Origin of the sequence: Micromonospora sp. NPDC051296, assembly GCF_040682255.1 — a bacterium.
Taxonomy (GTDB): domain Bacteria; phylum Actinomycetota; class Actinomycetes; order Mycobacteriales; family Micromonosporaceae; genus Micromonospora; species Micromonospora craterilacus.
This window is the reverse complement of record NZ_JBFBAO010000215.1, coordinates 1-12096: the sequence shown is the minus strand read 5'-3', so window position 1 is coordinate 12096 and position 12096 is coordinate 1. Positions and strand designations below refer to the sequence as shown.

Genomic DNA, 12096 nt, shown 5'->3' with positions numbered 1-12096 from the left:
CGTCGCCCTGCTGAAGGCCGGACGGGGACTCGTTGACCTGCATCGCGTTGACCAGGGACTGGTAGAGGTCCGCGCCGAGCGGGTCGCGGAACATGCCCCGTACCAGCAGCGGCCACCACGCGTCGAAGGTGCGGATCGCCTCGGCGTGCTGGTAAACCTTCGAGCCCTTGGCGGTCTCCACCCGCAGCGCGCCGGCCTGCCGCCAGGCCTTCAGCCGGCTGATCTCGGTGGCCAGGGCGCCGTCGGTGACGGGCTGGCTCTCCAGCACCCGGATCAGCTCGCCGAGCACCTCGGCCCCGCGCAGGTCGGTCAGGCCGGCCCGCTGCACCAGCTCGGTCAGCGAGGCCCGGTCGAACTTGCGGCCCGCCGCGACGGCCGCCTTCACCGGCTTGTCCAGCAGGTCACCCCGGTGTACGGCACCGAAGCTGAAGTTGCCGTCGGCGGCCCCGAAGTCCTTGGCCTGCTTGTTGTTCCAGCTGATGTAGTAGTCCTGGTTGATCGACTGGGGGTGGGCCGAGCGCGGCGCGTAGCGGGCGGTGCCGGCATCCGGGTCGTAGTCCTGCCACTCGTAGGCGCGCTCGGCCTTCATCGGCAGGTTCGGGTTGGCGCCGGCGGACCGCAGCGGGTTGAGCCCGGAGTTGAAGTACGCCGACTCGGTGGAGTTCACGTAGAACCAGTTGAAGGCGTACTCGACGTTGTGCGCGGAGTTGACGAACGCCGCGGCGGAACCCATCTCGGTCGGGTCGTTGAACATCTGGAAGCCGATCGCGGAGTCGGCCTCCCGCCCGTACGTGGAGCGCAGCTGGGTGAACGCGTGCGGGGCGCCGCCGACGGTGCCGCGCCAGGCCACCAGTCCCAGCTTGGTGCGCCAGGCGACCAGCTTGTACGACCCGGCCGCGGTGCCGTCGGCGGTCGTCGGGTTCCACCGGTTGACGTGGGACAGTTCCTCCATCGCCAGGCACTGTCCGCGGAACAGGTAGTGGTTGCTGGCCAGCGTCGGCGTGCCGCCGCCGGGCGCGCAGAGCGGCACCGCGTAGGTGTCGGTGATGTCGTGGACGGATGAGGTGGCGCTCCATGAGTAGTCCTGACCCCGGCCGAGCAGGACGTACAGGTTGAGCCCGGCGAAGGCGGCCCCCCGGGCGCTGATCCCGGGGCCCTGCAACTCCTGGACCATCAGCAGCTGCGGGGAGAAGTAGCCGGTCTGCGGCCCGAACACGGCGATCGGGTGGCCGGTCGCGGAGTGCGCGGCAGAGATCACCGCCGCGTTGGACATGCCGCGGTGGGCCGGGTCGATGGTCAGCCCGGACAGCGCGGCGGCCAGCTCCGAGCCGCTGTTCGAGGTGACGGCGGCGGTGGCGGAGCCGGTCGGGTCGGTGAAGATCGGCTCGACCCGGGCGGAGCCGGCATCCGGCAGCACCACGCTGGGGGCGTCCGGGGAGGCGTCGCCGTACGGGAAGCTCTGCCCGTCGTGCAGGGTCAGCACGGTCTCCGGGTCGTTCTGCCCCCGGAACGCGTTCCACACCCGGTCACCCTCGATCGGGCCGAACTTGGCCCGGGCGGCGATCCGGACCAGCGCGGACTGCATCTCGGTGCCGCCCCCGCCGCCGAACAGGCCGCCGACCACCCCGGCGATCGCGATCAGGTCGGTGGTGGTGAACGGCTTCGGCCCTCCGGCGTTGGTGATCGCGTCGAGGTGCCCGGTCAGCACGTACTCCCCGGGGCAGTTGCGCCCCGCCATGCAGGCCCGGATGTACGCGTTGACGCCCGCGACGTACTCCTGCACGTCGGCGTAGAGCTGCTCCCCGCGCGTACCACCTTTCTGCCGCAGCGCCGTGACCTGGGTCTGGAGGTCCGCCTCGGTGTACGGGGAGGTGCGCCAGACGCTCTGCTCCAGGGCCCGGTTGCCCGGGGCACCACCGGCGAAGGGGGTCAGGGTGCCCCGGCCGACGTGCCGCAGCAGGTCCATGGTGAAGAGCCGGTCCTCGGCTCCGGCGTACCCGGCGCCGTACATGGTGCCGCCGCGGGTGGTGCCGGTGATGTGCGGGACGCCGGTCGCCTTGTCCCGCACGATCCGCACGTCGGAGCGGGGGGAGTAGTCGCGTTCGACCTGGCTGGGCGCGACGCCGAAGGTGGCGTCGTTGAAGAAGGTGCTGATCTGGTCCGCCCGGAGGCCGGCGTAGCCGTAGACGAGGTCGGCGTACTTGTCGAGCTGGTCGGCGGAGTGCCGGGGCAGGGTGCCGAACGCCTGGTTGCCCAGGATCTCGACCAGGGTGGCGTTGCCGTTCTGGCCGGGCGGCAGGATCTCCGAGCACTCACCGAGGCAGTAGTCGTTGGCGGCGAAGGCGGTGGCGACGTTCGTGGCGAGGGTGCTGGGCGCGGCGGCGGACCCGGTGGTGGCCGTGGCGGTGGTCGGGACGGCGACGAGGGACGCAGCGACGGCGATGGCGGTGGTCGCGCCGGCGAGCAGCCGGCGGGTGGCGGTGTGCGTAGACATGGCGATCCTCTGTGGACGGGGGGCCATCGGGCGGGATCATTACATGAAGAACATTCGGTTACTGGATGGTAGGCTCCGCCGCTCGATATTGGAAGGCGTCAATCAGGACGCGCCGGTCGGTTCGGTGCGGCGGTCACCGGACCGGCCACCCGGGGATGATCTGGGCTGTCGGGGGTGCGGACTAGTCTCGGAGTGTGGCTGATCCGTCGACCTACCGTCCCGCGCCGGGCACGATCCCCGAGGCGCCGGGGGTCTACCGTTTCCGCGACGGCACCGGCCGGGTGATCTACGTCGGCAAGGCGAAGAACCTGCGCAGCCGGCTCAACTCCTACTTCGCCGACGTCTGGGGGCTGCACCAGCGCACCCAGCAGATGGTCACCACGGCCGAGGCGGTCGACTGGGTCACCGTCGGCACCGAGGTCGAGGCGCTCCAGCTCGAATACACCTGGATCAAGCAGTACGACCCGAGGTTCAACGTCCGTTACCGCGACGACAAGTCGTACCCCTACCTGGCGGTGACCCTCGACGAGGAGTTCCCGCGGTTGCAGGTGATGCGCGGCGCCAAACGCAAGGGGGTGCGCTACTTCGGGCCGTACTCGCACGCCTGGGCGATCCGCGAGACGCTCGACCTGCTGCTGCGGGTCTTCCCCGCGCGGACCTGCTCGGCCGGGGTGTTCAAGCGGGCTGGCCAGGTCGGCCGGCCGTGCCTGCTCGGCTACATCGGCAAGTGCTCGGCGCCCTGCGTCGGCAGCGTATCCGCCGAGCGGCACCGGGAGATCGTCGAGGATTTCTGCGACTTCATGGCCGGGCGCACCGACACCATGGTGCGCAAGCTCGAACGGGAGATGGCCGAGGCCAGCGCCGAACTGGAGTTCGAGCGGGCGGCCCGGCTGCGCGACGACATCGCGGCGCTGCGCCGGGCGATGGAGAAGCAGACCGTGGTGCTCGGCGACGGCACCGACGCCGACGTGGTCGCCTTCGCCGACGACCCCCTCGAAGCCGCCGTCCAGGTCTTCCACGTGCGGGGCGGGCGGGTGCGCGGCCAGCGCGGCTGGGTGGTGGAGAAGACCGAGGACCTCACCATGGGCGACCTCGTGCACCACTTCTGCACGCAGGTGTACGGCGGCGAGCACGGTGAGGCCGACGTGCCGCGCGAGCTGCTGGTGCCCGAGCTGCCCGTGGACGCCGACGCCCTGGCCGACTGGCTGTCGAGCCACCGGGGCAGCCGGGTGGCACTGCGGGTGCCGCAGCGCGGCGACAAGCGCGCCCTGCTGGAGACGGTGGGCCGCAACGCCACCGACGCCCTGGCCCGGCACAAGCTCAAGCGGGCCGGCGACCTGACCACCCGCAGCAAGGCCCTCGACGAGATCAGCGAGGCGCTCGACATGCGGACCGCGCCGCTGCGCATCGAGTGCTTCGACATCTCGCAGATCCAGGGCACCGACGTGGTGGCGAGCATGGTCGTCTTCGAGGACGGGCTGCCCCGCAAGAGCGAGTACCGCCGGTTCATCATCCGGGGCGCCACCGACGACCTGTCCGCGATGTCCGAGGTGCTGCGCCGGCGCTTCGCCCGCTACCTCGACGCCCGCGCCGAGACCGGGGAGGCCGGCATCGAGTCCGCCGTCGACCTCGCCGCACCGGCGGATCCCGCCGACGGTGCCGCGAGCGACGGTGTCGGGCCCGGCGTCGACGGTATCGAGGCCGTCGGTGTCGAGGGCGATGGTGCCGGTGGCGACGAGCCGAGGGTCGGGGTGTTGGTCGACCCGACCACCGGCCGGCCGCGCAAGTTCGCGTACCCGCCGCAGTTGGTGGTGGTCGACGGCGGTGCACCGCAGGTGGCCGCCGCCGCCCAGGCCCTCGCCGAGCTGGGCATCGATGACGTGGCGCTGTGCGGCCTGGCCAAGCGGCTGGAGGAGGTCTGGCTGCCCGACGACGAGTTCCCGATCATCCTGCCGCGTGCGTCCGAAGGGCTCTACCTGCTGCAACGGGTACGCGACGAGGCGCACCGCTTTGCCATCACCTTCCACCGGCAGCGCCGCTCGAAGCGGATGACCACCTCCGCGCTCGACAACGTCCCCGGCCTCGGCGAGGTACGCCGCAAGGCGTTGCTGCGCCACTTCGGCTCGCTCAAGCGCCTCTCGTCGGCCACCGTGGACGAGATCACCGAAGTCCCCGGCGTGGGCCGCCGCACCGCCGAGGCGATCCTGACCGCGCTCGACGCCGACGGCAAGCAGGTGTCCACCGACTGACCGCCGTTGCCCAGGCCTGACGGCAGCAGGAGGTCAGTCCGAGCCGGCGAGCACCGCGAGGATCTGTTCGCCGTACTTCGCGAGTTTGTTCTCCCCGACGCCGCTGACCTGCGACAGCTCGGCCAGCGAGGTCGGGGTGTCGGCGGCGATCTGGCGCAGCGTCGCGTCGTGGAAGACGACGTACGCCGGGACACCCTGTTCCTTCGCGGTCGCCGCCCGCCAGGCGCGGAGCCGCTCGAACGTGCCGGCCGCCTCCGCCGGCAGCTCGGCGACCAACGTGGCCGCGCCCCGGGGCTTTGCCGCCCGGGCCGACCGCGCCGGACGTGCCGGCTCGCGGCGCATCATCACCGTGCGCCGCCGGCCGAGCACCTCGGCGCTGGCCTCGGTGAGCGCCAGGGTGCCGTAGTCGCCCTCGACGGCCAGCAGTCCCTCGGCCAGCAGCTGCCGTACGACGCCGCGCCACTCCGCCTCGCTCAGCTCGTCGCCGATGCCGAAGACGGTCAGCGCGTCGTGGCGGTGCTGGACGATCTTGTCGGTGCTGCGGCCCAGCAGGATGTCGACGCAGTGCCCGGCGCCGAACCGCTGGTTGCGCTCCCGATCCAGCCGGAAGACCGTGGAGAGCAGCTTCTGCGCGGCGACGGTGCCGTCCCAGGACTCGGGTGGCTCCAGGCAGGTGTCGCAGTTGCCGCAGGTGCCGTCGAGCGCCTGGCCGAAGTAGTCGAGCAGCTGCACCCGCCGGCAGCGGACCGTCTCGCAGAGCGCCAGCATCGCGTCGAGGTGGGCGGCCAGGTTGCGCCGGTGGGCCAGGTCGCCCTCCGACGTGTCGATCATCTTGCGCTGCTGCACCACGTCCTGCAGCCCGTACGCCAGCCAGGCGGTGGACGGCAGCCCGTCGCGGCCGGCGCGGCCGGTCTCCTGGTAGTAGCCCTCGACAGACTTCGGCAGGTCGAGGTGGGCGACGAACCGGACGTCCGGCTTGTCGATGCCCATGCCGAAGGCGATGGTCGCCACCATGACCACGCCGTCGGCGCGCAGGAAGCGCTGCTGGTTGGCGGCGCGGGTCGCCGCGTCCAAACCGGCGTGGTACGGCAACGCGTCGACCCCGTTGGCGACCAGGAACTCGGCGGTCTTCTCCACCGAGGCCCGGGACAGGCAGTAGACGATGCCGGCCTCGCCGGGGTGCTCGTCGCGCAACAGGGCGAGCAGCTGCTTGCGTGGCTCCCGCTTGGGCACGATCCGGTACTGGATGTTGGGCCGGTCGAAACTGGCCACGAAGTGCCGCGCCTCGGCCAGCTTCAGGCGGGTGGCGATCTCGGTCCGGGTGGCGCTGGTCGCGGTGGCGGTCAGGGCGATCCGTGGTACGCCCGGCCAGCGCTCGTGCAGCATCGACAGGTTCAGGTAGTCCGGCCGGAAGTCGTGACCCCACTGCGACACGCAGTGCGCCTCGTCGATCGCGAACAGGCTGATCCGCCCCCGGTCGAGCAGGCTCAGCGTGGCCCGGCTGGCCAGCGCCTCGGGCGCCAGGTAGAGCAGGTCGATCTCCCCGGCCACGAACTCCGCCTCGACCAGCCGGCGGGTGTCCAGGTCCAGCGTCGAGTTGAGGAAACCGGCCCGGACCCCGACCGCGGTCAGCGCGTCGACCTGGTCCTGCATCAGCGCGATCAGTGGCGAGACCACCACGGCGACGCCGTCGCGGACCAGTGCCGGGATCTGGTAGCACAGCGACTTGCCGCCGCCGGTCGGCATCAGCACCAGCGCGTCGCCGCCGGCCACCACGTGGTCGATGACCTCCCGCTGGAAGCCGCGGAAGGAGTCGTACCCGAAGACCCGGCGCAGCGTCCGTAGCGCCGCCGAGTCATCCTCGCCGCTCGGGTCGATGGTGGCGAACTCGCCGGCGGTCGGGTGGGCGGCGGCAATGAGGTCGGCGGGGGAGACCATCCGAGGATTCTACGAGCGCCTGCCCGTGCCGTGTGGGGGTGCCGCGCCCTCGGCACGGCTCGCGGGCTGACCCTCAGGGCGCCGCCGGGACCGGCACCCGCTTGGCCCAGCGCACCTCACCGTCGGGGGCGACGTAGCAGAACGCCACCACCAGGCGCGACGGGTCGGTCAGCGGCAGCGAATCCCGTCCCAGCCGGAATATCGCGACCAGGCTGCCGTCACCGACGGCCCGGGTGGGTACCCCACCGAGATCGGCCGGGTCGGCGGAGTCGGCGGCGGTGCCGGCGAGCCACCCGTAGCGCTCGGACAGCGCCTCGTACGCGCCGGCCCAACTGCGGCCGGTGCCACCGGCGGCGTCCCAGCCGCCGTACGGGCGTACCACCCGGGCGGGAGTGTCCCGCGAGTCCAGCAGGATCACCTGGTACCTACCCGCCCGACTCGGCCCGGACCAGCGCAGCCGCAGCACGACCGACTGGTTCTCGGGATCACCGCGGACCTGGTTCTGTGTGTCGGGCCAGCCGAGCGCGGTAGCCGCGCCGGGTACCTGGTCGGGCTCGGGCAGACGGGCCTCGACGGTCACGGCGACCTGGTCACCGCCGTGTGCCCACTCGCGCTCGCGATCGACGAACCGGTCCACCGTGGCCAGCACGGCGACCGTCACCGACACGAGGGCCACCACCCAGCGCAGCCGCGCCCCGTGCCTGCCCATTGCCGGAGGATAACGGCGCGGCCCGTCGCCCGCCGTCAGTCAGCCGACAGGCCCGGCGGCGTATCGCACCTCACCGGGGGCCGGCGAGCTAGAGTCGCAGATTGACCGCGCCCGGTCGGCACCGACCGTGGCGCCACGGCTTGGGGGTTGATGGGTGGGCGAGGCGCACACGACCGGTCATCGCGCCGGCGTTCCGGCGGAGCAGTCCGGGATGGCGGCGGGCGAGACGGACACCACACTGGTCGTGGTCACCGGCCTGTCGGGCGGCGGGCGCAGCACCGTGGCCCGGGCCCTGGAAAACGTCGGGTTCTACGTCGTGGACAACCTGCCGCAGGCGCTGCTGCTGGACATGGCCGAGCTGGCCGTGAAGGCCGGCGGGGCGGCCCGGCGTACGGCGATGGTGCTGGACGTGCGGTCCCGGGCCTTCTCCACCGACCTGGCCGAGGCGATCCGGGAGCTGAAGGAGCGCGGCTACGCGCCCCGGGTGATCTTCGTCGACGCCGACGACGAGGTGCTGATCCGCCGGTTCGAGAGTGTCCGGCGTTCGCACCCGTTGCAGGGCGACGGCCGGCTCGCCGACGGTATCGCGGTCGAGCGTGGCCTGCTGGAGGAGGCCCGCGACCAGGCCGACGTGATCATCGACACCAGCCACCTCAACGTCAACCAGCTGCGCCGGCGCATCGAGGAGCTGTTCGGCGGGGAGGACGCCCGCCGGCTGCGGCTGACCGTGATCTCCTTCGGCTTCAAGTACGGCCTGCCGCCGGACGCCGATTTCGTGCTGGACGCCCGGTTCCTGCCCAACCCGTACTGGGTGCCGGAGCTGCGTGAGCACACCGGCCGGGAGGAGGCGGTCAGCGCGTACGTGCTGGGGCAGGAGGGCGCGGACGCCTTCGTCACCGGGTACGCGGACCTGGTCAACGCCACCACCGCCGGCTTCGAGCGGGAGGGCAAGCGGTACCTGACCGTGGCGGTGGGCTGCACCGGCGGCAAGCACCGCAGCGTGGCGATCGCCGAGGAGTTGGCCGCCCGGCTGCGCCGCGTCGGGCTGGCCGCCAACGCCCAGCACCGGGACCTGGGGCGGGAATGACGGTCCGGGTGGTGGCCTTCGGCGGCGGGCACGGCCTGTCCGTCTCGCTGCGTGCGCTGCGGCGCTGCGCTCCCGAGCTGGACCTGGACATCACGGCGGTGGTGACCGTGGGGGATGACGGCGGCTCCAGCGGGCGGCTGCGCGCCGAGCGGGGCGGTCTGCCCCCGGGTGACCTGCGCCAGGCGCTGGTCGCGCTGGCCGGCGATCATCCCGCCACCCGGCGCAGCGCCGGGCTGTTCCAGCACCGCTTCGCCGAGGTGGCCGGCGACGGCGGCCGGGGCGACGGGCTGGCCGGACACGCGGTGGGCAACCTGGTGCTCTGCGGGCTGATGGAGTCGCTGGGTGATCCGGTGGTCGCCCTGGAACACGCCGGGGCGATGCTCGGCGCGGTCGGTCGGGTGCTGCCGATGTCCTGCCAGCCGGTCGACATCGAGGCGCAGGTACGCGGGGCGGACCGGGGCCGGCCCGACGAGGTGTGCACCGTACGCGGTCAGCACCAGGTCGCGGTCACCACCGGGCGGGTCGAGTCGCTGCGGCTCACCCCGCAGGCGCCCGTGGCGTGCCCGGAGGCGGTCGCCGCGATCGGCGCCGCCGACTGGTTGATCTTCGGTCCGGGCAGCTGGTACACCAGCGTGCTGCCGCACCTGCTGGTGCCGCAGCTGGCCGCGGCGATCCTGGCCAGCCCGGCCCGGCGGCTGGTCACCCTCAACCTCGCCGCCGAGAAGGAGACCCTCGGCCTGTCGGTCGCCGACCACCTGGCGGCGCTGCGGTGGTACCTGCCGGAGTTGGCGGTCGACTTCGTGCTCGCCGACTCCAAGGCGGTCGGCGACCCCGAACCGGTCGAGGGTGCGGCAGAATCGCTGGGAGCCCGACTGGTCCTCGCCCCCGTCGCGGTCGACGACGGTACTCCCCGTCATGATCCGGCTGCCTTGGGCGCCGCCCTGGTGCCCGTCCTGGGCGCCGATCGTTAGACACGTACGTAATCTCCGGCGACACGCCGGAACCGGTCCGTGAGGGGACGCACAATGGCGATGACGGCTGCGGTCAAGGACGAGCTGAGTCGGGTCGACGTGCCCAAGCCCTGCTGCCGGCGGGCGGAGATGGCGGCGCTGCTGCGGTTCGCCGGTGGGCTGCACATCGTCTCCGGCCGGGTGGTGGTGGAGGCGGAGCTCGACACCGGCGCGGTGGCCCGCCGGCTGCGGCGGGAGATCGCCGAGGTCTACGGCTATCCGAGTGAGATCCACGTGCTCGCCTCCGGCGGGCTGCGCAAGGGCAGCCACTTCATCGTCCGGGTGGTCAAGGACGGCGAGGCCCTGGCCCGGCAGACCGGCCTGCTGGACGTGCGCGGCCGGCCGGTGCGCGGGTTGCCGCCACACGTGGTCGCCGCCAACGTCTGCTGCGCGGTGTCGGCCTGGCGGGGCGCGTTCATGGCGCACGGCTCGCTGACCGAGCCGGGCCGCTCCAGCGCACTGGAGATCACCTGCCCCGGTCCGGAGTCGGCACTGGCGCTGGTCGGCGCGGCCCGCCGGATCGGCATCACCGCGAAGAACCGTGAGGTGCGGGGCGTCGACCGGGTGGTGGTCAAGGACGGCGACGCGATCGCCGCACTGCTCACCCGGATCGGCGCCCACGCCAGCGTGCTGGCCTGGGAGGAGCGTCGGGTCCGCCGCGAGGTGCGCGCGACGGCCAACCGGCTGGCGAACTTCGACGACGCCAACCTGCGGCGTTCGGCGCGGGCGGCGGTGGCCGCCGCGGCCCGGGTGACCCGGGCCCTGGAGATTCTCGCCGACGACGCGCCGCAGCACCTGACCTCGGCCGGTCAGCTGCGGTTGGAGCACCGGCAGGCGTCCCTGGAGGAACTGGGTGCGCTGGCCGATCCGCCGTTGACGAAGGACGCCATCGCGGGCCGGATCCGCCGGTTGCTGGCGCTGGCCGACAAGCGGGCGCGGGACCTGGGCATCCCGGATACCGAAGCAGCCGTCACGCCCGACATGCTCGTGGTCTGATAGGACGGTGGGTCGTCTCGGGCGGGCCGGCGGGCGCGTCTTGCCGCTGCGCGCCGCCGGGACGGCGCGTCGGCCGACGGCACCGGATGGCTACCACCCGGCGCGGCACGGGTCGGCGCGCTCGGATATGGTCGCTGCGTACGGCAAGGGGGCCGGCACCGGCGCCCCCCGCCGTACCCACCGCCTCGGGCGGTCAGGTCCCTCGGACCGCGGCGGGGTGGCCGAGATGAACCGTCAACGGCCGGCTCCAACGGTCGGCGCACACCACTTCGCCGGCCGAGGGTCTCCACGCCGGCGGACCAGAACGCGAGGAGATGGGACCTGTGACCATCCGGGTTGGCATCAACGGCTTCGGCCGGATCGGCCGCAACTTCTTCCGGGCAGTGCTGGCGTCGGGCGCTGACGTCGAGGTCGTGGCGGTCAACGACCTCACCGACAACGCCACGCTCGCCCACCTGCTCAAGTACGACAGCATCCTGGGTCGTCTGCCGCACGAGGTCAAGGCCACGGCGGACGAGATCACCGTGGGTGGCAAGACCATCAAGGCGTACGCCGAGAAGGACCCGGCCAACCTGCCCTGGGGCGACCTGAACGTCGACGTCGTCATCGAGTCGACCGGCTTCTTCACCGACGCCACCAAGGCCAAGGCGCACGTCGACGGGGGGGCCAAGAAGGTCATCATCTCCGCCCCGGCGAAGAACGAGGACGTCACGGTCGTCATGGGCGTCAACCAGGACCAGTACGACCCGGCCAAGCACACCATCATTTCGAACGCCTCCTGCACCACGAACTGCCTGGCGCCGATGGCCAAGGTGCTGCACGACACGTTCGGCATCAAGCAGGGTCTGATGACCACCATCCACGCGTACACCCAGGACCAGAACCTGCAGGACGCGCCGCACTCCGACCTGCGCCGGGCCCGGGCCGCCGCGCTGAACATCGTGCCGACCTCGACCGGTGCCGCGAAGGCCATCGGCCTGGTGCTGCCGGACCTCAAGGGCAAGCTCGACGGTTACGCGCTGCGGGTGCCGATCCCGACCGGCTCCACCACCGACCTGACCGTCACGGTCGGCCGGGAGACCACGGTGGACGAGGTCAACGCCGCGCTGAAGGCCGCCGCCGAGGGCCCGCTCAAGGGCATCCTGGTCTACAACGAGGACCCGATCGTCTCCGCCGACATCGTCACCGACCCGGCGTCGTGCATCTTCGACGCGCCGCTGACCAAGGTCATCGGCAACCAGGTCAAGGTGGTCGGCTGGTACGACAACGAGTGGGGCTACTCGAACCGCCTGGTGGACCTCGTGAAGCTGGTGGGTAGCTCGCTGTGAGCATCCGTACCCTCGACGACCTGCTCGCCGAGGGGGTGTCGGGTCGGCGCGTGCTGGTGCGCGCCGACCTGAACGTCCCGCTCGACAAGCAGACCGGCGACATCACGGACGACGGTCGCATCCGCGCTGTGCTGCCGACGCTGGGCGCGCTGGTCTCCGCCGGCGCCAAGGTGGTCGTCTGCTCGCACCTGGGCCGGCCGAAGGGCTCGCCGGATCCGCAGTTCAGCCTCGGCCCGGTCGCCGGGCGGCTCGGCGAACTGCTCGGGGCTCCGGTGCACTTCGCCA

General features: G+C 72.3%; 9 protein-coding genes. 6 read left to right on the top strand and 3 right to left on the bottom strand.

What is annotated here, in order from left to right; all coding sequences use genetic code 11:
* On the bottom strand, positions 1-2494 hold a 2494-nt coding region (locus AB0M52_RS21535), incomplete at its 3' end, for a penicillin acylase family protein (protein ID WP_363956384.1).
* Positions 2495-2688: 194 nt separating this feature from the next.
* Between AB0M52_RS21535 and uvrC the strand changes: the two genes are divergently transcribed.
* The gene (gene uvrC, locus AB0M52_RS21530) at positions 2689-4743 is read left to right on the top strand and encodes an excinuclease ABC subunit UvrC (protein WP_363956381.1); all 2055 of its coding nucleotides are present in this window, start codon (positions 2689-2691) and stop codon (positions 4741-4743) included.
* A gap of 33 nt (positions 4744-4776) precedes the next feature.
* Here uvrC and recQ read toward each other — a convergent pair whose 3' ends face one another.
* Both recQ and AB0M52_RS21520 read right to left on the bottom strand, forming a co-directional pair.
* Positions 4777-6681 (bottom strand): DNA helicase RecQ, encoded by a 1905-nt coding sequence (recQ, locus tag AB0M52_RS21525; RefSeq protein ID WP_363956378.1) that lies wholly within the window; start codon positions 6679-6681, stop codon positions 4777-4779.
* Positions 6682-6754: 73 nt separating this feature from the next.
* A complete protein-coding gene (locus AB0M52_RS21520; protein WP_363956375.1) occupies positions 6755-7390 on the bottom strand; it encodes a hypothetical protein in 636 nt (211 codons plus the stop codon).
* Positions 7391-7601: 211 nt separating this feature from the next.
* On the opposite strand from AB0M52_RS21520, the gene rapZ reads away from it, so the two are divergent.
* The 5 genes from rapZ to pgk all read left to right on the top strand — a co-directional run.
* Positions 7602-8477 (top strand): RNase adapter RapZ, encoded by an 876-nt coding sequence (gene rapZ, locus AB0M52_RS21515; RefSeq protein ID WP_363956387.1) that lies wholly within the window; start codon positions 7602-7604, stop codon positions 8475-8477.
* Entirely contained in the window at positions 8474-9448 is a 975-nt protein-coding gene (yvcK, locus tag AB0M52_RS21510) for a uridine diphosphate-N-acetylglucosamine-binding protein YvcK (protein WP_363956372.1), read from the top strand. Before rapZ ends, yvcK begins: the two co-directional genes overlap by 4 nt.
* Positions 9449-9502: 54 nt before the next feature.
* Positions 9503-10483 carry a DNA-binding protein WhiA gene (gene whiA, locus AB0M52_RS21505; protein ID WP_111212910.1) on the top strand — a complete coding sequence of 327 codons (981 nt, stop codon included), beginning with the start codon at positions 9503-9505 and terminating at the stop codon, positions 10481-10483.
* 323 nt (positions 10484-10806) lie between these two features.
* Positions 10807-11811 (top strand): type I glyceraldehyde-3-phosphate dehydrogenase, encoded by a 1005-nt coding sequence (gene gap / locus AB0M52_RS21500; RefSeq protein WP_111212911.1) that lies wholly within the window; start codon positions 10807-10809, stop codon positions 11809-11811.
* Positions 11808-12096, top strand: a 289-nt coding sequence (pgk, locus tag AB0M52_RS21495; RefSeq protein WP_363956368.1) for a phosphoglycerate kinase, incomplete at its 3' end; no start/stop codon positions are given. The genes gap and pgk, both read left to right, overlap by 4 nt.

Excerpts from the sequence above, each read along its gene's own strand:
- AB0M52_RS21520 (WP_363956375.1), bottom strand. The coding sequence starts at position 7,390 with ATGGGCAGGCACGGGGCGCGGCTGCGCTGGGTGGTGGCCCTCGTGTCG.
- recQ (WP_363956378.1), bottom strand. The coding sequence starts at position 6,681 with ATGGTCTCCCCCGCCGACCTCATTGCCGCCGCCCACCCGACCGCCGGC.
- whiA (WP_111212910.1), top strand. The coding sequence starts at position 9,503 with ATGGCGATGACGGCTGCGGTCAAGGACGAGCTGAGTCGGGTCGACGTG.
- rapZ (WP_363956387.1), top strand. The coding sequence starts at position 7,602 with ATGGCGGCGGGCGAGACGGACACCACACTGGTCGTGGTCACCGGCCTG.
- yvcK (WP_363956372.1), top strand. The coding sequence starts at position 8,474 with ATGACGGTCCGGGTGGTGGCCTTCGGCGGCGGGCACGGCCTGTCCGTC.